Genomic DNA, 25,812 nt, shown 5'->3' with positions numbered 1-25,812 from the left:
TGTGGGTCCGCCGTCGGCCGGTGCGCGGCTGCGCGCACACCGGCCGGCGACTACGCGAGGGCTATTCGGCCGATAGTGATCATCTCTTCCGTACGACGACGAAGTCGGCGAGCGCGGCGAACTGGGCCCGCACCCGGTCGGGCATGTCCACGGCGTCGAGGGCGTCCAGGGCGATGGCGTACTGGCGGCGCGCCTCCTCGGCGGTCCACTCGCGGCCGCCCGCCTCCTCGATGAGGGCGGCGCGGGCGGCGAACTCCTCCTCGGAGAAGGTGGCGAAGTCGCTGCTCTTGGCGTCGGCGGCGAGGATCTCGCCGAGCCGCTCGGAGGCGCTGCCGCCGGCGGCGAGCGCGGCCACGACGGGCAGCGACTTCTTGCGCTGGCGCAGATCGCTCCAGGTCTGCTTGCCTGTGGCCTCCGGGTCGCCCCAGATGCCGAGCAGGTCGTCCACGGCCTGGAAGGCGAGGCCGAGGTGGTAGCCGTACTTCTCCAGGGTGTCGGCGGTGCGGTCGTCGGCGCCGCCGAGCACCGCGCCGATGGAGCAGGCGCAGGCGAGCAGCGCGCCGGTCTTGTTGCCCTCCATCTCCAGGCACTCCTCGACGCTGACCCGGTCGCGGTGCTCGTAGGAGATGTCCTGGGCCTGGCCGTCGATCAGGGCGCGGCTCGCGGTGGTCAGCCGGCGGGTGGCGCGGCCGGCCTCGACGGTGCCCAGCTCCAGCAGCAGTTCGTTGGCGAGGGCGAACAGGGCGTCGCCGACCAGGATCGCCTGGGCGGGGCCGTGCACCTTCCAGACGGTGTCGCGGTGGCGGCGCTGTTCGTCGCCGTCCATCAGGTCGTCGTGCAGCAGGGAGAAGTTGTGGACCAGTTCGACGGCGACGGCGCCGGGCACGCCGACCTCCGGGGCGGCCCTGGTGACCTCGGCGGACAGCACGGCCAGCGCGGGGCGCACGGCCTTGCCGCTGTCGCCGGAGGCCGGGTTGCCGTCGGCGTCGATCCAGCCGAAGTGGTAGGCGGCGACCGTGTCCATGGGAGGCGCCAGGCGGTCGATGGCCGCTCGCAGTACCGGTGTGGCCAGGGTCCGGCCGCGCTCCAGGAGCGCGGGCACGTCCACCGCGGTCTCTCGAGCGGCCTTCGAGGCCGGGGGCACAGTGGGCACAGTCTCTCCTCTTGTTGCGATACCGGGGGTGCGGGGGCCGGCCACGCCGCTCAGCCCGTTCATCAGGCCGCCTCCTCGACGTCGAAGAGGTGACGGGGGCGGGGCCGGCCGAGGGCGCGCAGCGCGGCGTCCGCCGCGCTGATGCCGCTGCGGACCGCACTCTCCATGGTCGCGGGCCACCCGGTGGCGGTCCACGCTCCGGCCAGGTAAAGGCCGGGGGCCTTGGTGCGGGCGCCGGGCCGCAGCCGCCCGACGCCGGGGGCGGGAGCGAAGGTGGCGGTGCGCTCCCGGGTGACGAAGAAGTCCTTCACTGCGGCGCCGCGGGTGCGGGGCAGGAGCCGTTCCAGCTCGGGCAGGTAGCGCTCGCGCAGCGCGGCCACCGGGGCGTCGATCTCGTCGTGCGCGGCCGACTGGGACAGCGCCAGGTACTGGCCGCCGGTCAGTCCGGACGCCTCGGTGCGGTCGAAGACCCACTGCACGGGGGTGCCGAGCGCGGTGAGGAACGGGGCGTTCAGCACCGTGCGGTCGTAGACGACGTGGATGTTGAGGATCGGCGCGGTGCCGATCCGCAGCAGCCGTTCGGGGGCGTCGAGGGCACCGGCCGGCAGCAGGTCGTGCGTCTCGCGCTGCGGTACGGCGAGCACGACCGCGTCCGCCTCGATGGCCCCGCCGGGCACCTGGACGCTCCAACGCCCGCTGTCGCCCGGCGAGATGGAGGTGACGCGGGTGCGGAGTGCGGTGCGTACGCCCGCGGCGTCGAGTGCCTTGCGGGCCAGCCGGTCGTGCAGATCGCCCAGCGGGACGCGGGCCCAGCCGATGTCCGCCGCGCCGGGCTCGGAGAGGAGGCCGGTCTTGAACACCATCGCGGCGAGCCCCAGGGAGCTGTCGCCCGCGACCGCGTTGAGGGTGGCGACGCCGACCAGGTCCCACAGGGCCTCGACGGCACGCGCGGACTGACCGTGCGCGGTCAGCCAGCTGCCGAAGTCCTGGCCGTCCAGGGCCGGATCGGCGAGGTCGAGCTGCTTGAGCGCGAGCGCGGCCCGGCCGACCCGGGCGCGCTCGGCGAGCGAGAGGTGCGGGTACGTCGCGAGGCTGCGCCCCAGGTGCAGCGGGACGGGCAGCGCGTCGCGGCGCAGCCGGCCGAGCCGCCGGCCCTCGGGCTTGGCGAGATCGAGCACGGGGACGTCGAGCCGGTTCTGCAGCGGTGCCAGCGCCGCGCCGTCGACGCGCTCCAGGAACCAGCGGTAGGCGGTGCAGCAGCGCAGGTAGACGTGCTGGCCGTTGTCGACGGTCAGCTCGCCGCGCCGGAAGGAGAAGGCGAGGCCGCCGAGCCGGGGCCGGCCTTCGAGCAGGGTGACGCGCACGCCCGCGTCGGCGAGCGCGAGCGCGGCGGTGATCCCGGCGAGCCCGCCGCCGACCACCACGGCGCCGCGGCCCTGTCCCGACGGGACACCGGCCGGCACCTGTGCGTCTCTCGCGCCGTCGGTCATCGTGCGCCCTCCCCCGCGCCCGCGCCGCGCGGGCGGCTTCCGGTACGGACCGCCGCCGACAGGGACGCGCCCTCGCGGCGGAGGGTTGCGTCCCGCTTGACCGTGTGCCGCATCAGACGCGCCTCCTGACGGTGCGCCGGGTGACGTGGCGGGTGTCGAGGCCGGACAGGCCGCGGACGGCGACGTAGGCCTTCTCCCGTCCCGGCAGGGAGACGCGGCCGCGCAGCACCGCCTCGGGGTCGCGTTCGATGCGGTCCAGGAGGCGGCGGTAGATGCCGGCCATGGCGGCGACGCAGGCGCCGCTGCGCCGGTCGAGCATGGGGAGCAGCTGGTAGCCCTCGGCGAACAGGGCGCGGGCGCGGCGGACCTCGAAGTGGACGAGGCCGGCGAAGTCGGAGCCCTCCGGCGGGGTCGGCCCGGCGAACCCGCCCGAGCAGCCGAACTTGGCCAGGTCGTCGGCGGGCAGATAGGTGCGCCCGCCCTCGGCGTCCTCGCGGACGTCGCGCAGGATGTTGGTCAGCTGGAGGGCCAGCCCGAGGGTGTCGGCGTACTCGGGGGCGCGTTCGGCGTCGCGGGCTCCCGGTTCGGTGCCGAACACGCCGAGGGAGAGGCGGCCGATGGCGCCGGCCACACAGCGGCAGTAGCGCTTGAGGTCGTCCCAGGTCTCGTAGGTCTCGCCGCGCACGTCCATCAGCACGCCGTCGATCAGCTCGTCCAGGCCGCCGAGCGGGATCGGGAAGGTCCGGGCGGCGTGCGCGAGGGCGACGCCGACCGGGTCGGTGTCGTCCTCGTCGATGTCGTCCTCGCGGATCCGGGTGAGCAGCGACCGGGTCTCCTCGAGCCTGGCTGTCTTCACCTCGCCGGTGAGCGCGCCGTCGCCGATGTCGTCGACGCGCCGGGAGAACGCGTACAGCGCCGACATCGCGCGGCGCTTGGGCGTCGGCAGCAGCCGGATGCCGTAGGCGAAGTTGCGGGCCTGCTGGCCGGTGACGGCCTCGCAGTAACGGTAGGCGGCGAGTACCGGTGCGGACACGTGTGGTTCCGACTCCACGGCCCGGATCACCCCTCTCCTCGCAGAGTCACGCCCACCGCGCGCAGCAACCGGAGCTTGCCGGGCTTGGGCGGGCCGGGAAGTACGTCGTAGTCGGCGGCGGCGATCGCGTCGACGGCCGCCCTTCCCCCCGCCACGAACCCCGCGAGCAGCAGCCTGAGCCTGCCGTGCACGCTACCCACGAGGGGGGCGCCCTCATTCAGCAGATCGCGGGCGCGTTGCGCTTCGTACGCGACCAGGGCGCGCACCGACGCGCCCGCCGAGGGGGCGGCGAGGTCCGCCTCCCGGACGTGAAAGCGCCTCATGTCCGCGGCGGGCAGGTAGATCCGGTCGCGGCCGAGGTCCTCGGCGACGTCCTGGAGGTGTTCGACGATCTGCAGGGCGGTGCAGATCATGTCGGAGCGGCGGACCCGCTCGGGGGTGGCGGTGCCGGTGACGGCGAGGACCAGACGGCCGACGGGGTTGGCGGACAGTTCGCAGTAGGCGAGCAGGTCGTCGTAGGTCTCGTAGCGGCCGACGAGCTGGTCCTGGCGGTTGGCGGCGATCAGCCCGAGGAACGGCTCGGGGGTGAGCGAGCAGCGGCGGACGGTCCGCTGGAGCCGGCGCAGCAGCGGGTGGCGGGGTTCGCCGTCGAAGACCCGGCGCAGGTCGGCCTCGAAGGCGTCGAGCAGGGCCAGGCGGTCCTCGGCCCGGTCCGGGGAGACGCCGAGCAGGCGGGCGTCGGCGCCGCCGGGGGCGAGGTCGCCGTCGCCGATGTCGTCGACGAGGCGGGCGAAGCCGTAGACCGCCATCAGGTCGGCGCGCCAGGCCCGGGGCAGGAAGAACGGGGCCACGGGGAAGTTCTCGCCCGCGGCCTTGTCGAGCGTGGTGCGCTCCGGGTCGGCGCGGTGCGCGGTGCCGACCGCCGTCACCGTGCGCTGCCTCGGGCGGGGACGGCACATGCTTCGGGGAGCCGGGGAGTTTCCGTAGCCATTGCCGTCACATCTCCCGTTCTACACTGCCGACCCAATTCACACTATTTCGGACACGCCGCCCGGCGTTCGCCTGGCCGCCCGGCGGAGGGAGGCGCGCATTATCTCCCCACTTGCCGCGATTCGGCACCGGTACAGCTTACGTTGTACAACGCGGACCGGTCCGCGAGGGTGTCCCGCGCATCACGACAACACACCGATCGGCCTCAAGATTCCGGCCCGCGGCCCGAGTTGACGTCTTCTTCGCACACGCCGGGCCCCGCCGGAGCGGTTCCGGCGGGGCCCTGGGCGCACGGGGTCACTTGCCCGTGAACTTCTCGTACTCCTTCAGGACCTCGTCGGTCGGCCCGTCCATCCGCAGCTCGCCGCGCTCCAGCCAGAGCACGCGGTTGCAGGTGTCGCGGATGGACTTGTTGTTGTGGCTGACCAGGAAGACCGTGCCGGCCTCCTTGCGCAGCTCCCGGATGCGGTCCTCGGAGCGCTTCTGGAACTTGCGGTCGCCGGTGGCCAGCGCCTCGTCGATCATGAGGACGTCGTGGTCCTTCGCGGCCGCGATGGAGAACCGCAGCCGGGCGGCCATGCCGGAGGAGTAGGTGCGCATCGGCAGGGTGATGAAGTCGCCCTTCTCGTTGATGCCGGAGAAGTCGACGATCTCCTGGTAGCGCTCCTTGATCTGCTCGCGGGACATGCCCATGGCGAGCCCGCCCAATATGACGTTGCGCTCGCCGGTGAGGTCGTTCATCAGGGCCGCGTTCACCCCGAGGAGCGAGGGCTGGCCGTCGGTGTAGACCTTGCCCTTCTCGGCGGGGAGCAGGCCGGCGATGGCGCGCAGCAGGGTGGACTTGCCGGAGCCGTTGGAGCCGATCAGGCCGATGGCCTCGCCGCGGTAGGCGACGAAGGAGACGCCGCGCACGGCGTGCACCTTGCGCACTCCGCGCGCCGTGTCGTCGGAGCCCCGCCTGAGCATCCGGCTGAGCGCGGCGGTGGCGCTGCCCTTGCCGGTCCTGGCGCCGTTGACGCGGTAGACGATGTGCAGGTCGTCGGCGATGACGGTGGGGATCCGCTCCCCCGGGCGCTGCTCAGCCACGGCCGTACCTCTCCTCCGCCTTCCAGAAGTACACGAAGCCGCCGACGGCGACGAGCACCGCCCAGCCGAGGGCGACCGCCCACACGTGCGGGGGCAGGTTCTCGGAGCCGTAGCCGTCGATCAGCGCGAACCGCATCAGGTCCATGTAGATGGCGGCGGGGTTCCACTGCAGGACGTCCGCGATCCAGGCCGGCTTGCCCTCCAGCATGATCGGGATGGAGAACATCACCCCGGAGGCGTACATCCAGGTGCGCATCACGAACGGCATCAGCTGGGCGAGGTCCGGGGTCTTCGCGCCCATCCGCGCCACGATCAGGGCGAGGCCGGTGTTGAACAGGAACTGCAGGAGCAGCACCGGCACGATCAGCAGCCAGGACAGGTCGGGGTAGCTGCCGAAGCCGCAGGCCACCGCGACCAGCACGACCATCGAGAACAGCAGCTGCTGGAGCTGCTGGAGCGCGAAGGAGATCGGCAGCGAGGCGCGCGGGAAGTGCAGGGCCCGCACCAGGCCGAGGTTGCCGGAGATCGCGCGGACGCCGGCCATCACCGAGGACTGGGTGAAGGTGAAGACGAAGACGCCGGTGACCAGGAACGGGATGTACACGTCCTTGGACATGCCGCGGCCCGCGTTCAGGATCAGCCCGAAGATCAGGTAGTAGACGAGCGCGTTGAGCAGCGGGGTGGCGACCTGCCACAGCTGGCCGAGCTTGGCCTGGCTGTACTGGGCGGTCAGCTTGGCCTGGGAGAAGGCGACGATGAAGTGACGCCGCCCCCACAGCCGGCGGACGTACTCGACGAGCGAGGGCCGGGCGCCGCTGACGGTCAGGCCGTACTTCGCGGCGAGCTCGGCCGGCGTCAGCCGCTCGTCGGGCGACGGTGGCTCGGTCACGGCGACTCCGCCGTCGTGCGTTGTCTCACTCACTACTGGACACTTTCGTCTTCGAAGATGCGCGGCCGGTGCGGGCCTGGCGTGAGCGGGGCCGGGCCGCGGCCCGGCTGCGACGCTCAGGGACGAGCTTGTCAGATCACCGGGGGCCGGCCCAGCCGGGTCAGCCGCCACACCGTACGCCACTTCATGGGCCGGCGGGGACCGCACGGCGTCGACCAGCCTTCCCGGAATCCGCCGAACCACGCCTTCAGCGCGGGCCGCGACGGGCGGCGCGCCAGGGTCAGCAGCAGCCAGACGCCCAGATACACGGGGACGAGCAGGGCGGGCAGGTTGCGCCGGGCCAGCCAGACCCGGTTGCGGGCGACCATCCGGTGGTAGACCGCGTGCCGGGAGGGGGCGGTCGTCGGGTGGTACAGCACCATGTCCGACCGGTAGTCGATCATCCAGCCCGCGTCGAGGGCCCGCCAGGCGAGGTCGGTCTCCTCGTGCGCGTAGAAGAACTCGTCCGGCAGTGCGCCGACCTCGGCGAAGACCTTCGTACGGACGGCGTTGGCGCCGCCGAGGAAGGTGGTGACCCGCGAGGAGCGCATCGGGTCCGAGGCGCGCAGCCGCGGCACGTGGCGGCGCTGGGTGACGCCGGTGTCGGGGTCGGCGATGCGGAAGCTGATGATGCCGAGCCGGTCGTCGGCGGCGAACGCCCTGCGGCACAGCTCGGCGGTGTCGGTGCGGGCGAGCAGGCCGTCGTCGTCGAGGAAGAGCAGGATGTCGACGTCGCGGCCGCCGGGCCCGAAGGCCTCGATGCCGACGTTGCGGCCGCCGGGGATGCCCAGGTTCTCGGGCAGCTCGATGGTGCGCACGCCCTCGGGGACGTCCGGGACGGGCGAGCCGTTGCCGACCACCACGACCTCGACGGGGTCGCCGTCCTGCTTGGCGACCGAGTCGAGGAGGGCGCGCAGTTCCTCGGGGCGGTTGCCCATGGTGATGATCACCGCGCCGACCTTCAGGGAGGTCTCCGATGCCGCCACCGGCCTCACCTCAGCCTGCTCGACGCGAGGATCGACACCAGGTGCAGCACGGTCTGCAGCAGCGCGATGCCCGCGAGGACGGCGGTGCCGAGCCGGGTGAAGAACAGGCCGCCGTCGACGTGGTCGGCGATGGCCAGGACCAGGATCAGCAGCGAGGCCTCGATGCCGAGGATCAGCCGGTGGAACTTCAGCGCGGCGGCGGCCCGGCGGGCCAGCGCCATGCCGGAGGAGCGCGGCTCGGCCGCGGACTCCTGCACCGGCGGCTTGCCGGCCTGGTGGCGGGCCACCCCGACGAGGTCGGTCTCGGCCTTGATCAGGATCGCGCCGAGCGCGGCCAGGGTGCCGAGGAAGGCCCACAGCCAGTCGATGCGGCCCTCGCCCCACAGGTCGGCGGCGCGCAGCCCGAGCCCGACGAGGACGGCGGCGTCGGTGAGGTAGGCGCCGACGCGGTCCAGGTAGACCCCGCCGAGCGAGTACTGCTTCTTCCAGCGGGCGATCTCGCCGTCGACGCAGTCGAGCAGCAGATACAGCTGGACCATGATCACGCCGAGCACCGCCCCCGGGATCCCCGGCACCAGCAGTGCCGGGGCCGCGAGGACGCCGCAGACGGTCATCAGGTACGTGAGCTGGTTGGGCGTGACCCTGGTGTTCACCAGGTAGCGGTCGACCCGCAGGGACACCTCACGCATGTAGAGGCGTCCCATCCAGTGCTCACCGCTGCGCCGGTCCTTCACCCCCGGGGGGTGGACGACCGGGCGGAGTTCAGCTACCGATGGCCTTGACATAGTCGGCGTAGATGTCCTTGATCTGGTCGGTTTTCAGGTCGAGGTGCTCGAGGATCGTGTAGCGGCCGGGCCGGGTCTCCGGGGCGAACTCGACGACCCGGACGAACTCCTCCGGGGTGAAGCCGATCTCCTCGGGCAGCACCGGCAGGCCGTGCCGGCGCAGCACCCCGGCCATGTACGCCGACTGCTCGTGGGCCCCGCGCAGGTACATCGCGAAGGCCGCGCCCAGCCCGCACTGCTCGCCGTGGGCCGCGGCCCGCTTGGGGAACAGCAGGTCGAAGGCGTGGTTGATCTCGTGGCACGCCCCGGAGGACGGGCGGGAGTCGCCCGACACGGACATGGCGATACCGCTGAGGACCAGCGCCTCGGCGAGCACCTGGAGGAAGTCGTTGTCCCCGATGCCGCCGGGGTGGCGCAGCACGGCCTCGCCGGCCTGGCGGGCCATGGCCGCGGCCAGCCCGTCGATCTTCTCGCCCTTGACCCGGTTGGCCAGCTCCCAGTCCGCGATGGCGGAGACGTTGGAGACGGCGTCGCCGATGCCGGCCCGGACGTAGCGGACCGGGGCCTCGCGGATGACGTCGAGGTCGATGACGACGGCGATCGGGTTGGGCACGCCGTAGGAGCCGCGCCCGGCGTCGTTGTCGAGGGTGGCGACCGGCGAGCACAGGCCGTCGTGCGCGAGGTTCGTCGGGACGGCGACCAGGGGCAGGCCGACGCGTGCCGCGGCGAACTTGGCGCAGTCGATGATCTTGCCGCCGCCGAGGCCGACGACCGCGTCGTAGTGGCCGGCCTTTATGTCGCTCGCCAGCCGGACCGCGTCGTCGAGGGTGCCGCCGCCGACCTCGTACCAGGTGGCGCCGGGCAGCTGGGGGGCGACCCGCTCGCGCAGCCTCGCGCCCGAGCCGCCGCTGACAGCGACGGCGAGCCGGCCGGAGTGCGAGATGCGCTCGTCGGCGAGGACGCAGGCCAGGTCGTCGAGGGCGCCGGGGCGGATGTCGACGACGAGCGGGGAGGGGATGAGCCTGGTCAGTACCGGCACGCGATCTCCCGTCCCCGGGCGAGATCGTCGTGGTTGTCGATCTCCACCCAGTCGACCTCGCCGATCGGCGCGACGTCGATGCGGAAGCCGCGGCCCACCAGCTCCTGGTAGCCGTGCTCGTAGAACTGCTGCGGGTCGGTCTCCCAGACCGTCTTCAGCGCGTCGGCCAGCTCCGGGGCGGCGTCGCCCTCGATGAGGGTGACGCCGATGTACTCGCCGGTGGCCTCGGCCGGGTCCATCAGCTTGGTGATCTTCGTCATGCCCTTCTCGGGGTCGACGACGACCTTCATCTCCTCCTCGGCCAGGCTCTTCACCGTGTCGAGGGCGAGGATGATCTTCTTGCCCTGGCCGCGGGCGGCGAGCAGGGTCTTCTCGACGGAGACCGGGTGGACGGTGTCGCCGTTGGCGAGGATCACGCCGTCCTTGAGGGCGTCACGGCCGCACCACAGCGAGTAGGCGTTGTTCCACTCCTCGGCCTTGTCGTTGTCGATGAGGGTGAGCTTCAGGCCGTACTTCGCCTCCAGGGCCGCCTTGCGCTCGTACACGGCCTCCTTGCGGTAGCCGACGATGATGGCGGCCTCGGTCAGGCCGACCTCGGCGAAGTTGGCGAGGGTCAGGTCGAGAACCGTCGGTTCGCCCTCTATGCCCGCGGGCCCCACCGGCACCAGCGCCTTGGGCAGGCTGTCGGTGTAGGGGCGCAGACGCCGTCCGGCGCCGGCCGCCAGCACGAGGCCGATCATGCGGGTTCTCCTTCATCGTGTACGGCAGGGGCTCCAGCGGAGACCCAGAAGCGGATGCTCTCGACGAGCACCAGCAGGGCGACGGCCACGGCGAGGGCCGTGAGCGCGACCGTGAACTGCGCGGCGGTGAGCACCGCGGCCAGGACGGTGACGAGCAGGGTCCGCCCCTCGTGTCCCCCGGTGGCGCGCACCAGCCAGGCCGGGGGCGCGCCGGCGTTGCCGCGGATGCGGTACACCGTGTCGTAGTGATGGTAGGCGACGGCCGCCACCAGCCCGAAAGCCACCGGCAGCACTCCGTTCACCCCCGCGTCGACCGCGAGTGCGAGCACCGTGCCGTACTCGGCGGCGCGGAAGAACGGCGGGACGAGCCAGTCGAGGGCGCCCTTGAGGGGGCGGGCGACAGCGAGGCCGGAGGTGAGGGTGTAGCCGAGGGCGGCGACGACCGTCCATGGGCCGGAGCCGGTGAACGCGGCGGTGGCGACGACCGCGGCGCCGCCGAGCAGGGCGAGCGCCGGGACGGCGAAGCCGGGCAGCCGGCGGGCGGGGTTCCCGAGCGCCCTGGCGAGGGCCTGGGCGAGCGGGCCGGAGTCGGCGAGGTCGGCGAGCGCGGTCGCCGCCCGGCCGGTCCGCTGCGCCTTGCGGGTCAGCGAGCGCAGCACGCGGCCCGCGGTGGTGTAGGTGGCGGCGAAGCCGCAGCCGATGAGCAGGGCGTAGAAGGTGATGCGGGGGGTGGTGACGGCGGTCAGGACGGCGATCATCGCCCAGCGTTCGCCGATCGGCAGGACGATCATGCGGCGCACCCAGACCGTCCAGCCGACGCTGTCCAGCTTGTCGGAGAGGGCGGCGGTGGGGCTGGTGTTGGCGGTGGCGTCGTGGTTGGCCTCGTTGAAGGAGAAGTCGACCACGTGCCGGCAGGTCTGGAGGACCATCGCGCCGAGGGCGAGCGCCCAGACGTCGTCGCCGCCGCGGGCGGCGCCGAGGGCGAGGCCCGCGTAGTAGGAGTACTCCTTGGCGCGGTCGAAGGTGGCGTCGAGCCAGGCGCCGAGGGTGGAGTACTGCAGGGAGTAGCGGGCGAGCTGGCCGTCGGTGCAGTCCAGCACGAAGGAGGCGATCAGCAGGACACCGGCCGCGACGAAGCCGCCGCGGGTGCCGGTGGCCGCGCAGCCCGCCGCGATCAGCGCGGTGAGCAGGGAGGCGGTGGTGACCTGGTTGGGGGTCAGGCCGCGGCGGGCGCACCAGCGGGCGATGTAGCGGGAGTACGGGCTGATGAAGAAGGTCGTGAAGAAGCCGTCGCGGGCCTTCACGGCGGACTTCAGCCGGATCGCCTCGTCATCGACGGCGGCCACGGCCTGGCGGGCCTCGTTGCGGGTCTGCGGGTCCGTGGGGACGGTGGCGACGAGGCTGCCCAGCTCGGGGCGGTGCACGGCGGCGCCGTCCGCGTCGAGCGCGGTGACGACGCGGTCGGCGAGGCCGGCCACGGCGAGCGCGGTGTCGCCGTCGGCGGGGGCGGTGCCGCTGCCGGAGGTGTTCTCGCGGGCCATCGCACGGGTCAGGGCCTGGCGGCCGGCCGGCTGGGCCGTGACGGCGCCGGGGATGGCGGCCAGCGGGAAGCGGGGGTCGGTCAGACCGAGCCGCAGGGCGTGCACATGACCGACGAAGCGCGCGTCGACGACCGCGACGCGCTGGTCACCGGGTACCTGCGCGAGCAGTGTCTCGGCGTCGGCGGCGTCGGCGGCGGTGCGCACCTCGAAGCCGAGGGACCGCAGATCGCCCTCGATCGACGATCCGGGGACCGGCTGACCGGTGAGGATGGCGGTCGACAACCGAACTCACTCCCTGCGTGCCGACGCGGACGGCGCCGGGCCTGAACATGGTGGGGGCGCCCCTTGGGCTGCCCATCGGCTGCGCCAGGCGGCGGCATGTCGGCAGAGGCTATCGGATGATCGGAGGCCCGTGTTCACCGCCTGTTCACGGCCCGGACGCCCCGCGCCGCGCGCCGCTCCGCCGTGATCATCATGAGGGCTCCGGGGGCCGGGGCACAAAACCACACGTCCAGAACGGACATTCATGACATACGACGATCGAGGCGCGCGGCGGCGGTGAGGGGGCGGTTCCGGAGCGTGGCGGAGCGGTGCCCGCAGCCGCGGGGAGCGGGCCGGCCGTGCCGTGCGGACTCGGCTCCCCGGCGGAGGCCGGATTAGGGTGGGCGACCATGACGTGGCTGATCACCGGCGGTGCCGGATACATCGGGGCTCATGTGGCACGGGCCATGACCGGGGCCGGGGAGCGGGTCGTCGCCCTGGACGATCTGTCGGCGGGGGTGCCCGCGCGGCTGCCGGACGGCGTGCCGCTGGTGCGGGGCTCGGCGACGGACGCGGAGCTGCTGAAGCGGGTCTTCGCCGAGCACGAGGTGACCGGTGTGGTGCATCTCGCCGCGCGCAAGCAGGTGGCCGAGTCGGTCGCGCGCCCCACCTGGTACTACCAGGAGAACGTGGGCGGGCTGGCGACGCTGCTGGACGCGGTCGCCGCGGCCGGGATCCGGCGGTTCCTGTTCTCGTCCTCGGCGGCCGTCTACGGCAACCCGGATGTGGACCTCATCACGGAGGACACGCCCTGCGCGCCGGTGAACCCGTACGGCGAGACCAAGCTGGCCGGTGAGTGGCTGGTACGGGCCGCGGGCCGGGCGCACGGCATCGCGACCGTGTGCCTGCGGTACTTCAACGTGGCCGGCGCGGCCACCCCCGAGCTGGCCGACACCGGCGTCCACAACGTCGTGCCGATGGTCTTCGACCGGCTGACCCGCGACGAGGCGCCGCGGATCTTCGGCGACGACTATCCGACCCCGGACGGCACCTGTGTGCGCGACTACATCCATGTCGCCGACCTCGCCGATGCCCACCTCGCGGCGGTCCGCCGGCTGTCCGGCGGGGACGCGGCGGGCGATCTGACGCTGAACATCGGCCGCGGCGAGGGCGTCTCGGTGCGGGAGCTGATCACGCTGATCGGCGAGGTGACCGGCGACACCCGGCCGGCCGTCGTCGAGCCGCGCCGCGCCGGGGACGCCCCGCGCGCCGTCGCCGCCGCCGGGCGGGCCGCGGCCGAACTCGGGTGGACGGCCGGCCGAGGGGTACGCGAGATGGTCGAATCGGCGTGGCGGGGCTGGCTGCTGCACCACGGCCGCTGAGCAGCGCAGCGCTCTGACCAGCGGATCGTTTCCGCAGGTCAGAGCATATGACAACGGTGTTCAGTGCCGCGTTGCCCGATACCCCCCACCCGTAGTTCACTGTGATCCGGACCGATCACGGGAGGCGGCTTTCATGGGGGCTGGGCACGACCACGGACACGCGCACGCCGTACCGGCCTCCGGTACGGCCGCCGCGGCGTACCGGGGCCGGCTGCGGATCGCGCTGGGGATCACGATCACCGTGATGCTGGTGGAGATCGCCGGCGGGGTGCTGGCGGACTCGCTCGCGCTGATCGCCGACGCGGCCCACATGGCGACGGACGCGCTGGGGCTCGGCATGGCCCTGCTGGCGATCCACTTCGCCAACCTGCCCCCGACCGAGAAGCGGACCTTCGGCTATGCCCGCGCCGAGATCCTGGCCGCGCTCGCCAACTGTCTGCTGCTGCTCGGCGTCGGCGGGTATGTGCTGTACGAGGCGATCCAGCGGTTCATCACCCCGGCGGGCACCGAGGGCGGACTGACCCTGGTGTTCGGCGGGATCGGCCTGGTGGCGAACATGATCTCGCTCACCCTGCTGATGCGCGGCCAGAAGGAGAGTCTGAACGTGCGCGGCGCCTTTCTCGAGGTGGCGGCGGACGCCCTGGGCTCGGTGGCGGTGCTGATCTCGGCGGCGGTGATCCTCACCACCGGCTGGCAGGCCGCCGACCCGATCGCCTCGCTGGTCATCGGGCTGATGATCGTGCCGCGCACCCTGAAGCTGCTGCGCGAGACGCTGGACGTGCTGCTGGAGTCGGCGCCGAAGGGCGTCGACATGGCGGAGGTGCGCGCCCACATACTGGCGCTGGACGGCGTGGAGGACGTGCACGACCTGCACGCGTGGACGATCACCTCGGGCATGCCGGTGCTGTCCGCGCACGTCGTCGTCCGCCCCGACCTGCTCGGCGCGATCGGGCACGAGAAGATGCTGCACGAGCTGCAGGGGTGTCTCGGCGACCACTTCGACGTGGAGCACTGCACGTTCCAGCTGGAGCCGAGCGGCCACGCGGAGCACGAGGCCCGGCTGTGTCACTGACACGGCCGGGGCGCCGCCACCGGCTGTGTCAGTGGCAGCACCGGCCGGGCTGACCGCACACCAGTGCGCACGGTTCCTGGCACAGCGCCCCGGGCACGATCACCTACCGGGCCCCTTTCCCGATGGCGTCCCGGTCGGGACATGCGGGCCGGGCCGGGAAGTGCCGGGAGTGCCGGATTCGTACGGCAGACTGGGGCGCGAGGAACGAGGCGAAGGATGGGTATGCCGATCACACCTGCCACCGCGACGCACAGCACGTCGAGCGGCACCGCGGACGCGATCTTGCTGGAACTGGTCGACGAGAACGGCGTCACGATCGGCACCGCGGAGAAGCTGGCGGCCCATCAGCCCCCCGGGCAGTTGCACCGGGCCTTCTCGGTCTTCCTGTTCGACGAGCGGGGCCGGCTGCTGCTGCAGCAGCGGGCGCTCGGCAAGTACCACTCCCCCGGCGTGTGGTCCAACTCGTGCTGCGGTCATCCGTACCCCGGTGAGGCGCCCTTCGCGGCGGCGGCCCGGCGTACGTACGAGGAGCTGGGGGTCTCCCCGTCGCTGCTGGCCGCGGCGGGCACGGTGCGCTACAACCACCCGGACCCGGCGTCCGGTCTGGTGGAGCAGGAGTACAACCACCTGTTCGTGGGCCTGGTGCAGTCGCCGCTCGCGCCGGACCCGGAGGAGGTCGGCGCCACCGCGTTCGTGACCTCGGCCGAGCTGGCGGAGCGGCACGCCGGGGGCCCGTTCTCGGCGTGGTTCATGACGGTGCTGGACGCGGCCCGCCCGGCGATCAGGGAACTGACCGGGCCGTCGGCGGGCTGGTAGCCACCGCCGGGGCCGCCCGGAACCCGGATGCGGTGTCTGCGGCCGGGCCCCGGTGGCCGGGCCGGACGCGTCCCTTCGACCGGGCGCGTCCCCTCGACCGGGCGCGTCCGCTCTGCCGGGCGTGTCCCCTCGACCGGGCGCGTCCGCTCTACCGAGCGTTTTCAGGCCGGGCGCGCGGGGGCGAGGGGCAGGGCGGCCCAGATCACCTTGCCGCCGCTCGCCGTGTGCTCGACGTCGCACACCCCGCCCGCCTCCCGGGTGATCTCCCGGACCAGGAGCAGTCCCCGGCCGCCGGTCTGCGCGTGGTCGGCCTCCAGGGCCGTGGGGCGGTACGGATGGTTGTCCTCCACCGAGACCCGTACCCAGTCGGCACCCACGGCGACCTCCACGGCGAGCATCGGCGACAGCAGCGCCGCGTGCCGGACGGCGTTCGTGACCAGCTCCGACACGATCAGCAGCAGCCCCTGGGCGGTGTCGTCGCAGATGGGGACGGACTGACGCAGCAGCAGGTCCCGTACGGCGTGCCGGGCCTGCGGGACCGAGGCGTCGACGGCGGGGGCGGTGAACCTCCACACGCCCTCGTACGGCAGCGGATCGGGCGTCTTCTCCTCAAGGGGTGCCTCTGCGCCGCCTGCCATCGTCCGGTCGCCACCCTCGCGCTCGATTGTCACCACACGTCGAATGGTGACAACGGGCCCGGCCGTGTCGGAGAGCTGAACACAAGTCAGCGATTATCGCTCGTTTTTGCACCGTTGGCGTATGACGCGGTCAGTTGGGGGACTGCTCCTGTCCCGCCCGTGCCGACTTTGCGAACTATTCGGGTTGTACGGGTTTGTCGTCCCCCTCCGCCCGGTCCGCATACGGGCTGCCGCTCGGCCAGGAGGCCAGTGCGAGGCGGGTGGCGATCCCGGTGGACGAGGGCCGGCGCTAGCATCCCGCGCATGGAGCCCCAGCTGCTGCACCGCGTCGCCGACTCGGTCGCCACCGTCGTCATCCGCCACCCGGCCAAGCGCAACGCCATGACCGCCGCGATGTGGCGGGCGCTGCCGCCGCTGCTCGACGCGCTGGCCGCCGATCCGGAGGTCCGCGCGCTGGTGCTGACGGGTGACGGCGCCACCTTCTGCGCGGGCGCCGACATCTCCACGCTCCAGGGGTCACCCGAGGAGGCGCAGGGGCTGGCGGTGGCCGCCGAGGAGGCGCTCGCGGCGTTCCCGAAGCCGACGCTGGCGGCGGTCCGGGGGCACTGTGTGGGCGGTGGCTCGCAGCTCGCGGCGGCCTGTGATCTGCGGTTCGCGGAGCAGGGCGCGCTGTTCGGGGTGACGCCGGCGAAGCTCGGGATCGTCTACCCGGCGTCCTCCACCCGGCGGCTGGTGTCGCTGGTGGGCCCGGCCACCGCGAAATACCTGCTGTTCTCCGGCGAGTTGATCGACGCGGAGCGGGCGCTGCGGACGGGGCTGGTGGACGAGGTGCTGCCGGAGGGCGAACTCGGCAAGCGCGTGGCCGAGTTCACCCGGATCCTCACGGCGCGCTCGCAGCTGACGCAGGCGGCGGCCAAGGAGTTCGCGAACGGGCGGACCGACCGGGACGAGCACTGGGTCGCGCGGGCGCGGGAGAGCGGCGACACAGCGGAGGGCGTCGCCGCGTTCCTGGAGCGCCGCTCGCCGCGCTTCACCTGGACGACGTCAGGATGAAGCGGCTCCTGGCCCGTGCTCCCCGGCCCGGTGCGCTGCGGTCCCGGGCGTGAGCAGCGCCCCACCTCTTCCGCCATGTGTGCCGGGGGCCGGGTGAGGTACCCGACGCCGCGTAGCAGTGACCCGGAACCATGGACGACGAAGAGGAGATCGACGTGTTCCGTGCAATCGCGGACGTACTGCGACAGATCGGCGGCGCCATCGCCACGGTGGTCACCCTGCCCTTCCGCGCGCTGGCCCGGCTCTTCGGCGGCGCCTCGGCCTCCGGGCGCCGGGCGTAGGGGGCGCGCCGCGCCGCGTCCTGACGCCCGACCGGCCCTGAGCCCCGGTTGTCGGTGCCACCTGCCACAATTGCCGCGCAACCGGAGTGAGAAGGCGGTACGGGATCGTGACGACACCCGGGTCCCTCGGAGCAGGGTCCATCGAAGGCAGGATCGCCGAGGAGCTCGGCGTCAGGGAGCGGCAGGTCAAGGCCGCCGTCGAGCTGCTGGACGGCGGTTCGACGGTGCCCTTCATCGCGCGCTACCGCAAGGAAGCGACCGAGATGCTCGACGACGCGCAGCTGCGCACGATCGAGGAGCGGCTGCGCTATCTGCGGGAGCTGGAGGAGCGGCGCGCCGCGATCCTGGACTCGGTGCGCGAGCAGGGCAAGCTGACCGAGGAGCTGGAGGCCCGGATCCGGGGCGCCGAGACGAAGGCGCGCCTGGAGGACATCTATCTGCCGTTCAAGCCCAAGCGCCGCACCAAGGCGCAGATCGCCCGCGAGGCCGGTCTCGAGCCGCTGGCGGACGGCCTGCTGGGCGACCCGACCGTCGAGCCGGCGGCCGCCGCCGCGGCCTTCGTGGACCCCGCCAAGGGCGTCGCCGACGCGCAGGCCGCGCTGGACGGCGCGCGCGCCATCCTCACCGAGCGGTTCTCGGAGGACGCCGACCTGATCGGCGAGCTGCGCGAGCGCATGTGGGTGCGCGGGCGGCTCGTGGCCAGGGTGCGGGAGGGCAAGGAGGAGGCCGGCGCGAAGTTCTCCGACTACTTCGACTTCGCGGAGCCCTTCACCGAGCTGCCCTCGCACCGGATCCTCGCGATGCTGCGCGGTGAGAAGGAGGAGGTCCTGGATCTCGTCCTGGAGCCGGAGGAGCCCACCGACGGGCCGTCGTCGTACGAGGGGATGATCGCGCACCGCTTCGGCATCGCCGACCGGGGCCGCCCCGCCGACAAGTGGCTGACGGACACGGTCCGCTGGGCCTGGCGCACCCGCGTCCTCGTCCACCTCGGCATCGACCTGCGGCTGCGGCTGCGCACGGCCGCCGAGGACGAGGCGGTCAAGGTGTTCGCGGCGAACCTGCGGGACCTGCTGCTGGCGGCCCCGGCGGGCACGCGCGCCACGCTGGGCCTGGACCCCGGTTTCCGTACGGGCGTGAAGGTGGCCGTCGTCGACGCCACCGGCAAGGTCGTCGCCACGGACGTGATCTACCCGCACGTCCCGGCCAACAAGTGGGACGAGGCGATCGCCCAGCTGGCCCGGCTGGCGAAGACCCACGCGGTCGAGCTGATCGCGATCGGCAACGGCACCGCGTCCCGCGAGACCGACAAGCTCGCCGGGGAACTCATCGCCAGGCACCCCGAGCTGAAGCTCACCAAGGTGATGGTGTCCGAGGCGGGCGCCTCGGTGTACTCGGCGTCGGCGTTCGCCTCCCAGGAGCTGCCCGAGCTGGACGTGTCGCTGCGCGGCGCGGTGTCGATCGCGCGCCGGCTGCAGGACCCGCTGGCCGAGCTGGTGAAGATCGACCCGAAGTCGATCGGCGTCGGCCAGTACCAGCACGACCTGTCCGAGGTGAAGCTGTCGCGCTCCCTGGACGCGGTCGTCGAGGACTGTGTGAACGGCGTCGGCGTGGACGTGAACACCGCCTCCGCGCCGCTGCTGGCGCGGGTCTCCGGCATCTCCTCCGGGCTGGCGGAGAACATCGTGGCGCACCGCGACGCCAACGGCCCCTTCACCTCCCGCACGCAGCTGAAGAAGGTGCCGCGGCTGGGCCCGAAGGCCTACGAGCAGTGCGCGGGCTTCCTGCGCATCCGCGGCGGCGACGACCCGCTGGACGCGTCCAGCGTGCACCCGGAGGCGTACCCGGTGGTGCGGCGCATCGTGAAGACCACCGGCCAGGAGGTGGCCGCGCTCATCGGCAACACGGGGGTGCTGCGTTCGCTCAGGCCGCAGGACTTCGTGGACGAGACGTTCGGTCTGCCGACCGTCACCGACATCCTCAGGGAGCTGGAGAAGCCGGGCCGCGACCCGCGGCCCGCGTTCCGGACGGCCTCGTTCAAGGAGGGCGTGGAGAAGATCTCCGACCTGGAGCCGGGCATGGTCCTGGAGGGCGTGGTCACGAACGTGGCCGCGTTCGGGGCGTTCGTCGACGTGGGTGTCCACCAGGACGGTCTGGTGCACGTGTCCGCGATGTCGAGGACGTTCGTCAAGGACCCGCGTGACGTGGTCAAGCCGGGCGACATCGTCAAGGTGAAGGTGCTCGACGTCGACATCCCGCGCAAGCGGATCTCGCTGACGCTGCGACTGGACGACGAGGCGGCCCCGCAGGGCGGGCAGCCGTCCGGTGAGCGCCGTCAGCCGCGGGGCGGCCGTCCGCCGCAGCAGCGGCAGGGCGGGGGCCGCGGGCGCGGAAGCGGGAGCGGGGGCAACGGCGGCGGACGTCAGGCTCCGGCGCCGGCCAACGGCGCCATGGCCGACGCGCTGCGCCGCGCGGGCCTGCTCGACCCGAAGAAGGGCGGCAGGGGCTGAGCCCCACGGATCCCGGCCCTCGGTGCGCTGCGCCGGGGGCCCTGGGCCGTGTCACCGGATGCTGTCCGGCGGGGCGGGGCGAGCCGGGGCCACGGCACAGCGCGGGCGGCGCTCACCGAGCCGGATGATCCGGACGTCAGGACTCAGCGTTCGGTGACCTTGCCGGCCGCGACCTCCAGGCGGCGGGTCACCCGGACCGCGTCCAGCATGCGGCGGTCGTGGGTGACCAGCAGGAGCGTGCCCGGGTAGGCGTCGAGGGCGGATTCCAGCTGTTCGATGGCGGGCAGGTCGAGGTGGTTGGTCGGCTCGTCGAGGACGAGGAGGTTGACGCCGCGGCCCTGGAGGAGGGCGAGCGCGGCGCGGGTGCGCTCGCCCGGGGAGAGGGTGGCGGCGGGGCGCAGCACGTGCTCCGACTTCAGGCCGAACTTGGCGAGCAGGGTGCGGACCTCGACCGGCTCGGTGTCGGGGACGGCCGCGCGGAACGCGTCCAGCAGGGCCTCCGGGCCGTGGAACAGCTTGCGGGCCTGGTCGACCTCGCCGACGAGGACGCCGGAGCCGAGGGCCGCGTGTCCGGCGTCGAGCGGGACGCGGCCGAGGAGCGCGGCGAGCAGGGTGGACTTGCCCGCGCCGTTGGCGCCGGTCACGGCGACCCGGTCGGCCCAGTCGATCTGGAGGGTGACGGGGCCGAGCGTGAAGCCGTCGCGCCGCACCTCCGCGTCGCGCAGGGAGGCGACGACCGCGCCGGAGCGCGGGGCGGCGGCGATCTCCATGCGCAGTTCCCACTCCTTGCGGGGCTCCTCGACCGTCTCCAGCCGTTCGATCATGCGCTGGGTCTGGCGGGCCTTCGCGGCCTGCTTCTCGCTGGCCTCGCTGCGGAACTTGCGGCCGATCTTGTCGTTGTCGCTGCCCGCCTTGCGCCGGGCGTTCTTCACGCCCTTGTCCATCCAGGCGCGCTGCGTCTGGGCGCGGTCCTGGAGGGCGGCCCTCTTGTCGGCGTACTCCTCGTAGTCCTCGCGGGCGTGCCGGCGGGCCGTCTCGCGTTCCTCCAGGTAGGCCTCGTAGCCGCCGCCGTAGAGGTTGATCTGCCGCTGGGCGAGGTCCAGTTCGAGGACCTTGGTGACGGTGCGGGTGAGGAACTCGCGGTCGTGGCTGACGACGACGGTGCCGGCGCGCAGGCCGCCGACGAAGCGTTCGAGGCGTTCCAGGCCGTCGAGGTCGAGGTCGTTGGTGGGCTCGTCGAGGAGGAAGACGTCGTAGCGGGACAGCAGCAGGGAGGCGAGGCCCGCGCGGGCGGCCTGCCCGCCGGACAGGGAGGTCATCGGCTGGTCTAGGCCGACCGCGAGGCCGAGGGTGTCGGCGACCTCCTCGGCGCGTTCGTCGATGTCGGCGCCGCCGAGGCCGAGCCAGCGCTCCAGGCTCGCCGCGTACGCGTCGTCCGCGCCCGGCCGTCCCTCGACCAGGCCCTCGGTGGCCTCGTCCATGGCCCGCTGGGCGGCGGCCACGCCGGTGCGGCGGGCCAGGAACTCCCGCACGCTCTCCCCCGGCCGCCGCTCCGGCTCCTGCGGCAGATGGCCGACGGTCGCGGTCGGCGGGGAGAGCCGCAGCTCGCCCTGCTCGGGGGTGTCGAGGCCGGCGAGCAGGCGCAGCAGGGTGGACTTCCCGGCGCCGTTGGCGCCGACCAGGCCGATCACGTCGCCGGGGGCCACGACGAGGTCGAGGCCGGTGAACAGCGAGCGGTCGCCGTGGCCGGCGGCGAGGTTCTTGGCGACGAGGGTGGCAGTCATCAGACCGCCGATCCTAACGGCCGCCCTCCCCCGCCGGGCACCTGTTCCTCACCGGGCCATCGCCTCCACCAGCACGCTTTCCGCCGTCCGCGCGACGACGTACGCCTCGCCCCGGACGGCCCTGGCGTCCAGCGGGATGCGGTGGCGGCCCGGTTCGAGGACGCCGTCGAAGAGTTCGCGGGTGTGGGTGCGGTAGAGGCGGTCGAGGCGGTACGCGGTGAGGACGACCCGGCAGGGGGAGGCGACCTCGACGCCCGCCTCGCCGTCGGCGGCGACCAGCCGGGTCAGGCGGCGCCGCTCCACGGGGCTGCGGTCGAGGGCGTGTTCTATCTGGGCGACGAGCAGCGGGACGATCGGGGCGAGGCCGTCGACGTAGGCCACGTCGACCCCGGCGCGTTCGAAGGCAGCGCGGACGGCGGCGCGCTCCCGCGGGCCCACCGCGCGGCCGAAGGCGACGGCGCCGTAGGCGCGCAGTTCCTCCGGGGGCACGTGGTCGGTGTCGTGGGCGATGTCGGCGCCGATGCCGATGGTGCGCAGGGCCGCGGCGAGCTTGGCGAGCACGGCGACGCGGGCGCCGATGAGCAGCACCCGGCGGCGGGCGGCACCGGGGTGGGGGCCGGCGGAGTCGAGCAGGGAACGCAGGGCCGCGCGGTACTCCTCGCCGCGGAACCGGAACGGCCCTATCCCGTGGTAGCCGTTGAGTTCGAGGTCGGCCCGCTCCTCGGTCTGCCAGGCGAACTCCCGCCAGACGTAGTCGTCGCCGTCGCGTTCGATGACGGCGGTGACGGCGCCGCAGCCCAGGTCGGCGCACTCGGGGCAGCCGTAGACGACGTACCGTCCGCCGGGCAGCGGCGCGTCGGCCTCCAGCAGCAGGGCGCGCACCTGGGCGGTGAAGATGGCGGGCGGCACGTCGGCGGCGAGCGGGGAGACGGCGTCCAGGTCGGAGAGCCGGAAGAGCAGGGGGCGTCCGTCGACGATGAAGTCGACGAAGTCCCGGTGCACCTGGTAGGCGCCGTCCGCGAGGACGCCTCCGGCGCGCATCGCCGGTGCCAGGCCAAAGGTCGCATACGCGGCAGACATGCTGTGAGTATCCCCAGTCCGGCACCGTCCTGAGCGCGGCATGACACATTCCGCTACCGTCCCCCGCGTGGACGGTGACGTGCGGGACGACGTGGTCGTGGTGGGTGGCGGGGTCATCGGGCTGACGACCGCCGTGGTGCTGGCCGAACGCGGGCGGCGGGTCCGATTGTGGTCGCGCGAGCCGGTGGAGCGGACCACCTCGGCGGTCGCGGGCGCCCTGTGGTGGCCGTACCGGATCCGGCCGGCCGCGGCGGCACGGGCGTGGGCGCTGCGTTCGCTGGCCGTGTACGAGGAGCTGGCCGCGCGGCCGGAGGTGACCGGCGTACGCATGGTCGAAGGGGTACTGGGCGAGACGGATCTGGACGACGTGAGCGGCTGGGCCGCGGCGCGGCTGCCCGGGCTGCGGGCCGCGACGGCGGACGAGTACCCGGGGAGCGGGCTGTGGGCGCGGCTGCCGCTCGTCGACATGGCGGTTCATCTGCCGTGGCTGCGGGAGCGGTTGCGGGCGGCGGGCGGGGTGGTCGAGGAGCGCGCGGTGTCGGCGCTGACCGAGCCCGGCGCGCCGGTGGTGGTCAACTGCACGGGGCTGGGCGCCCGGACGCTGGTGCCGGATCCGGGGGTGCGGCCCGTGCGCGGGCAGCTGGTCGTGACGGAGAACCCCGGCGTCCGCACCTGGACGGTCTCCACCGGCGCCGACGGGGAGATGGCGTACGTCTTCCCGCAGCCGGGCCGGCTGGTGCTCGGCGGCACGGCCGAGGAGGACGTGTGGGCGGCCGAGCCGGATCCGGCGGTGGCGGCGGCGATCGTGCGGCGGTGCGCGGCGCTGCGCCCGGAGATCGCCGGCGCGCGGGTGCTGGAGCACCGGGTGGGGCTGCGGCCCGCGCGGGACGCGGTGCGGCTGGACCGGGAGACGCTGCCGGACGGGCGGCCGCTGGTGCACAACTACGGCCACGGCGGCGCGGGCGTCACCGTGGCCTGGGGTTGTGCGGAGGAGGCGGCGGGGCTGGTCCTCGGCGCCTCCTCCGCTTAGCGGGCCTTCGCGCGGGGCGGGGCTACGGCTCGGGCAGGGTCACGGCACCGGGTGGGCGGGGCGGGGTTCGCGTACGCCGTCCAGCGGGGCGGCCTCGGGCACGGCGGTCGCCATGCCGGCCGTGGCGCGGGCGAAGGCAGCCGCGCCGCCGACGAGCGGGACGCGCGCGAAGGTGCGGGACAGGTCGAGCGTGAGCGTCGGGGTGCTCAACGGGGGCTCGATCAGGTCCTTGTCGGTCCCGGCGACGATCAGCGCGAGCCGGTGCCCCTTGGGTACGACGTGGTCGGTGGCGGCCAGGTCGAGGGTGATCGTGTACGGCTTGCCCGGGGTGAGCGGGGCGCCGGTGGCGGAGGCGTGGTTGCCGAGGTCGGCCCAGCCGCGGCTGACGATCGTGTAGTCGACGTCGGCGGTTTTCGCCGCGGTCTCCTTGAAGCAGGCGCTGTCGCCGGCGGTGCTCGCGCCCCAGCAGGTGCGGTCGGCGAGGGTGGTGATGCCCTCGCCGGCGTCGGCGTAGTCGCGGATGGTGTCGGGGCCGAGGTCCACCAGGACGGCGCTGAGGTGGGCGCTGGAGGTGGTGGGCGTGGCGGTGACGGTCACCTTCGAGGAGCCGGACAGCCGCAGGTCGCGGGTGAGCGGGCCGGTGCTGAAGCCCGCCTTGTCGGGCGTGGCCTGGTCGATGCGGGCGGCCCAGTCGGTCTCGTCGTGCCGCGGGTCGTCGGTGAAGGTCTCGGTGCCGGTGCCGGGGCGCAGACCGAGGGTGCCGACGCCGTCGAGGTCGCCTTCGGCGGGCCGGAGCGTGGCGGCCCGGGTGCCCCGCGGCGGCCACACGGACGAGGTGACCCACTCGTCGGGCGCGCGTTCGATGTCGGCCATGGGCTCGTCGTCGATGCCGTTGTCGTAGCCGAGGAGTTCGTGGTCGAACCAGCGGTGCAGGGTGTCGACCCAGGCCGCGCGGCGGAAGTCGAACGGGTCGACGTGGCCGACCTGGGAGAGCCAGATCTTGCGCTCGACGCCGTTCTTCGCGAGCGCGTCCCACCACTGCCCGAAGTGTTTGGCGCGGACGTTGAGGTCCTGCGTGCCGTGGACGACGAAGACGCTGGCGCGGACCCGGTCGGCGTGGCGCACGTAGTCCCGCTCGGTCCACAGCGGGGTCCAGTCGCCGGTGCGCGGCGCGCCGTCGACGAGGCGCTGCTGTACGGCGGCGCAGCGGGCACGGGCCTCGGGGCTCTCGACGCGGTACGCCAGCCCGTCGGGGCCGGAGTCGAACAGCGGGGCGCCCTTGGCGAAGTAGTAGTCGTACCAGGAGGAGATCGCGCCGATCGGGACGATGGTATCCAGGCCCTCCACGCCGGTGGCGGCGACGCCGTTGGCGACGGTGCCGTCGTAGCTCTTGCCGATCATCCCGGTCCGGCCGGTGCTCCAGGCCGCCTTGGCGCGGGTGGTGCCGGTGCGGGTGGTGTACGCCTTGGCACGGCCGTTCAGCCAGTCGACGACGGCCTTCGCGGACTGGATGTCGGAGCGGCCGCCGACGTCCACACAGCCGTCGGAGCGGTTGGTTCCGGCCAGGTCGACCCCGACGACGGCGTAGCCGCGCGGAACGAAGTAGTTGTCGTAGAACAGCGGCATCTGGACGACGTTCCCGGCCGCGTCGTACGTCTTCTTCTGGCTCTCGTTGCCGCGTCCGCAGCAGGCGTAGTACGGGCTGGCGTCCATGATGACGGGGACCTTGCGGCCCTGCTGTGCGGCCTCGCGCGGGCGGACGATGTCCACGGCGACGCGGTCGGTGCGGCCGTCGCCGTCGCCGTCGAGGCGGGTGTCGACCCAGACGGCCTCGCGGATGGCGTTGTCGTAGGAGTAGACGGGCCGGCTGGTGCGGGATCCGGCGGGAGCGGCCGGGGCCGCCGCGGGAGCGGCCGGGGCCGCCGCGGGAGTGGCCGGGGCCGCCGCGGGAGTGGCCGGGGCCGTCGTGCCGGGTGCGGTGTGGTCGGTGCGGGGTGCGGCCTGGGCCGTGGCGGGGGTGAGGAAGCCGGCCATCAGGGCGGCGGTGGCCGCCGTCGCGAACGGTCTCCAGATCGTGAAGCGCGTGCGTATCGGCATGCCGCGGACGCTACAGGGCATCAACTCCCGCGCAGAAGAG

The 25,812-nt window shown here is 73.4% G+C and carries 22 protein-coding genes; 7 read left to right on the top strand and 15 right to left on the bottom strand.

The features are described from left to right. Positions 1-79 precede the first annotated feature (79 nt). The 11 genes from AB0K92_RS22610 to AB0K92_RS22560 all read right to left on the bottom strand — a co-directional run bounded on the left by AB0K92_RS22610 (position 80) and on the right by AB0K92_RS22560 (position 12,053). A complete protein-coding gene (locus AB0K92_RS22610) occupies positions 80-1,216 on the bottom strand; it encodes a polyprenyl synthetase family protein (RefSeq protein ID WP_365925532.1) in 1,137 nt (378 codons plus the stop codon). Further along, entirely contained in the window at positions 1,216-2,643 is a 1,428-nt protein-coding gene (gene hpnE, locus AB0K92_RS22605; RefSeq protein WP_365925530.1) for a hydroxysqualene dehydroxylase HpnE, read from the bottom strand. The genes AB0K92_RS22610 and hpnE overlap by 1 nt, the downstream gene beginning before the upstream one ends. 112 nt (positions 2,644-2,755) lie before the next feature. Further along, positions 2,756-3,706 (bottom strand): presqualene diphosphate synthase HpnD, encoded by a 951-nt coding sequence (hpnD, locus tag AB0K92_RS22600; RefSeq protein ID WP_365925528.1) that lies wholly within the window; start codon positions 3,704-3,706, stop codon positions 2,756-2,758. Next, positions 3,703-4,605 carry a squalene synthase HpnC gene (gene hpnC / locus AB0K92_RS22595; RefSeq protein ID WP_365925526.1) on the bottom strand — a complete coding sequence of 301 codons (903 nt, stop codon included), beginning with the start codon at positions 4,603-4,605 and terminating at the stop codon, positions 3,703-3,705. Before hpnC ends, hpnD begins: the two co-directional genes overlap by 4 nt. Before the next feature lie 358 nt (positions 4,606-4,963). Then, positions 4,964-5,752 (bottom strand): ABC transporter ATP-binding protein, encoded by a 789-nt coding sequence (locus AB0K92_RS22590; protein WP_365925524.1) that lies wholly within the window; start codon positions 5,750-5,752, stop codon positions 4,964-4,966. Beyond that, positions 5,745-6,674: an ABC transporter permease gene (locus AB0K92_RS22585; RefSeq protein ID WP_365925522.1), complete on the bottom strand. Its 930-nt coding sequence runs from the start codon at positions 6,672-6,674 to the stop codon at positions 5,745-5,747. The genes AB0K92_RS22590 and AB0K92_RS22585 overlap by 8 nt, the downstream gene beginning before the upstream one ends. 98 nt (positions 6,675-6,772) lie before the next feature. Beyond that, a complete protein-coding gene (locus AB0K92_RS22580; RefSeq protein WP_365925571.1) occupies positions 6,773-7,645 on the bottom strand; it encodes a glycosyltransferase in 873 nt (290 codons plus the stop codon). Between the two features lie 26 nt (positions 7,646-7,671). Further along, positions 7,672-8,451 (bottom strand): CDP-alcohol phosphatidyltransferase family protein, encoded by a 780-nt coding sequence (locus AB0K92_RS22575; RefSeq protein WP_166003470.1) that lies wholly within the window; start codon positions 8,449-8,451, stop codon positions 7,672-7,674. Beyond that, the gene (locus AB0K92_RS22570) at positions 8,429-9,490 is read right to left on the bottom strand and encodes an iron-containing alcohol dehydrogenase family protein (protein WP_166003468.1); all 1,062 of its coding nucleotides are present in this window, start codon (positions 9,488-9,490) and stop codon (positions 8,429-8,431) included. The genes AB0K92_RS22575 and AB0K92_RS22570 overlap by 23 nt, the downstream gene beginning before the upstream one ends. Further along, a complete protein-coding gene (locus AB0K92_RS22565) occupies positions 9,478-10,230 on the bottom strand; it encodes a phosphocholine cytidylyltransferase family protein (RefSeq protein WP_365925520.1) in 753 nt (250 codons plus the stop codon). The genes AB0K92_RS22570 and AB0K92_RS22565 overlap by 13 nt, the downstream gene beginning before the upstream one ends. Further along, positions 10,227-12,053, bottom strand: coding sequence for a DUF5941 domain-containing protein (locus tag AB0K92_RS22560; protein WP_365925518.1), 1,827 nt, complete (start codon positions 12,051-12,053; stop codon positions 10,227-10,229). The genes AB0K92_RS22565 and AB0K92_RS22560 overlap by 4 nt, the downstream gene beginning before the upstream one ends. Before the next feature lie 389 nt (positions 12,054-12,442). Between AB0K92_RS22560 and galE the strand changes: the two genes are divergently transcribed. From galE to idi, 3 genes are all read left to right on the top strand, one after another. Next, positions 12,443-13,414: a UDP-glucose 4-epimerase GalE gene (galE, locus tag AB0K92_RS22555; protein WP_365925516.1), complete on the top strand. Its 972-nt coding sequence runs from the start codon at positions 12,443-12,445 to the stop codon at positions 13,412-13,414. Positions 13,415-13,547: 133 nt separating this feature from the next. Next, positions 13,548-14,486: a cation diffusion facilitator family transporter gene (locus AB0K92_RS22550; RefSeq protein WP_365925514.1), complete on the top strand. Its 939-nt coding sequence runs from the start codon at positions 13,548-13,550 to the stop codon at positions 14,484-14,486. A 222-nt stretch (positions 14,487-14,708) separates the two neighbouring features. Beyond that, positions 14,709-15,302: an isopentenyl-diphosphate Delta-isomerase gene (idi, locus tag AB0K92_RS22545; RefSeq protein WP_365925512.1), complete on the top strand. Its 594-nt coding sequence runs from the start codon at positions 14,709-14,711 to the stop codon at positions 15,300-15,302. A 161-nt stretch (positions 15,303-15,463) separates the two neighbouring features. On the opposite strand, the gene AB0K92_RS22540 is transcribed toward idi, so the two are convergent. Beyond that, positions 15,464-15,940 carry an ATP-binding protein gene (locus AB0K92_RS22540; protein ID WP_365925569.1) on the bottom strand — a complete coding sequence of 159 codons (477 nt, stop codon included), beginning with the start codon at positions 15,938-15,940 and terminating at the stop codon, positions 15,464-15,466. Between the two features lie 303 nt (positions 15,941-16,243). On the opposite strand from AB0K92_RS22540, the gene AB0K92_RS22535 reads away from it, so the two are divergent. The 3 genes from AB0K92_RS22535 to AB0K92_RS22525 all read left to right on the top strand — a co-directional run bounded on the left by AB0K92_RS22535 (position 16,244) and on the right by AB0K92_RS22525 (position 19,781). Next, positions 16,244-16,993, top strand: a complete 750-nt coding sequence (locus AB0K92_RS22535; protein WP_365925510.1) for an enoyl-CoA hydratase/isomerase family protein — start codon at positions 16,244-16,246, stop codon at positions 16,991-16,993. A gap of 155 nt (positions 16,994-17,148) precedes the next feature. Continuing rightward, positions 17,149-17,274, top strand: a complete 126-nt coding sequence (locus AB0K92_RS22530; RefSeq protein WP_277347426.1) for an LPFR motif small protein — start codon at positions 17,149-17,151, stop codon at positions 17,272-17,274. A 107-nt stretch (positions 17,275-17,381) separates the two neighbouring features. Continuing rightward, positions 17,382-19,781: a Tex family protein gene (locus tag AB0K92_RS22525; protein WP_365925508.1), complete on the top strand. Its 2,400-nt coding sequence runs from the start codon at positions 17,382-17,384 to the stop codon at positions 19,779-19,781. Positions 19,782-19,924: 143 nt separating this feature from the next. Here the strand turns inward: AB0K92_RS22525 and AB0K92_RS22520 are convergent, their stop codons facing one another. Then, complete coding sequence (locus tag AB0K92_RS22520) at positions 19,925-21,565, bottom strand: ABC-F family ATP-binding cassette domain-containing protein (RefSeq protein WP_365925507.1); 1,641 nt, start codon at positions 21,563-21,565, stop codon at positions 19,925-19,927. 48 nt (positions 21,566-21,613) lie between these two features. Continuing rightward, on the bottom strand, positions 21,614-22,645 hold the full coding sequence (locus AB0K92_RS22515) for an oxidoreductase (protein ID WP_365925505.1): 1,032 nt from the start codon (positions 22,643-22,645) through the stop codon (positions 21,614-21,616). A 67-nt stretch (positions 22,646-22,712) separates the two neighbouring features. Between AB0K92_RS22515 and AB0K92_RS22510 the strand changes: the two genes are divergently transcribed. Continuing rightward, a complete protein-coding gene (locus AB0K92_RS22510) occupies positions 22,713-23,675 on the top strand; it encodes an FAD-dependent oxidoreductase (RefSeq protein ID WP_365925503.1) in 963 nt (320 codons plus the stop codon). Between the two features lie 39 nt (positions 23,676-23,714). On the opposite strand, the gene AB0K92_RS22505 is transcribed toward AB0K92_RS22510, so the two are convergent. Continuing rightward, positions 23,715-25,772 carry a Xaa-Pro dipeptidyl-peptidase gene (locus AB0K92_RS22505; RefSeq protein ID WP_365925501.1) on the bottom strand — a complete coding sequence of 686 codons (2,058 nt, stop codon included), beginning with the start codon at positions 25,770-25,772 and terminating at the stop codon, positions 23,715-23,717. Between the last annotated feature and the right edge of the window lie 40 nt (positions 25,773-25,812).

Source organism: Streptomyces sp. NPDC052687 (assembly GCF_040678395.1).
In the GTDB taxonomy this organism is placed as follows: Bacteria; Actinomycetota; Actinomycetes; order Streptomycetales; family Streptomycetaceae; genus Streptomyces.
Note: the sequence above shows the minus strand (reverse complement) of the source record. Positions and strands in the feature narration are given on the sequence as shown.

What these genes read in the sequence shown, in the direction of transcription:
- AB0K92_RS22535 (WP_365925510.1), top strand. Translation starts at nt 16,244, where the DNA reads ATGGAGCCCCAGCTGCTGCACCGCGTCGCCGACTCGGTCGCCACCGTC.
- AB0K92_RS22520 (WP_365925507.1), bottom strand. Translation starts at nt 21,565, where the DNA reads ATGACTGCCACCCTCGTCGCCAAGAACCTCGCCGCCGGCCACGGCGAC.
- idi (WP_365925512.1), top strand. Translation starts at nt 14,709, where the DNA reads ATGCCGATCACACCTGCCACCGCGACGCACAGCACGTCGAGCGGCACC.
- AB0K92_RS22550 (WP_365925514.1), top strand. Translation starts at nt 13,548, where the DNA reads ATGGGGGCTGGGCACGACCACGGACACGCGCACGCCGTACCGGCCTCC.
- AB0K92_RS22565 (WP_365925520.1), bottom strand. Translation starts at nt 10,230, where the DNA reads ATGATCGGCCTCGTGCTGGCGGCCGGCGCCGGACGGCGTCTGCGCCCC.
- AB0K92_RS22610 (WP_365925532.1), bottom strand. Translation starts at nt 1,216, where the DNA reads ATGAACGGGCTGAGCGGCGTGGCCGGCCCCCGCACCCCCGGTATCGCA.
- AB0K92_RS22540 (WP_365925569.1), bottom strand. Translation starts at nt 15,940, where the DNA reads ATGGCAGGCGGCGCAGAGGCACCCCTTGAGGAGAAGACGCCCGATCCG.
- hpnE (WP_365925530.1), bottom strand. Translation starts at nt 2,643, where the DNA reads ATGACCGACGGCGCGAGAGACGCACAGGTGCCGGCCGGTGTCCCGTCG.
- AB0K92_RS22505 (WP_365925501.1), bottom strand. Translation starts at nt 25,772, where the DNA reads ATGCCGATACGCACGCGCTTCACGATCTGGAGACCGTTCGCGACGGCG.
- AB0K92_RS22575 (WP_166003470.1), bottom strand. Translation starts at nt 8,451, where the DNA reads ATGTCAAGGCCATCGGTAGCTGAACTCCGCCCGGTCGTCCACCCCCCG.
- galE (WP_365925516.1), top strand. Translation starts at nt 12,443, where the DNA reads ATGACGTGGCTGATCACCGGCGGTGCCGGATACATCGGGGCTCATGTG.
- AB0K92_RS22515 (WP_365925505.1), bottom strand. Translation starts at nt 22,645, where the DNA reads ATGTCTGCCGCGTATGCGACCTTTGGCCTGGCACCGGCGATGCGCGCC.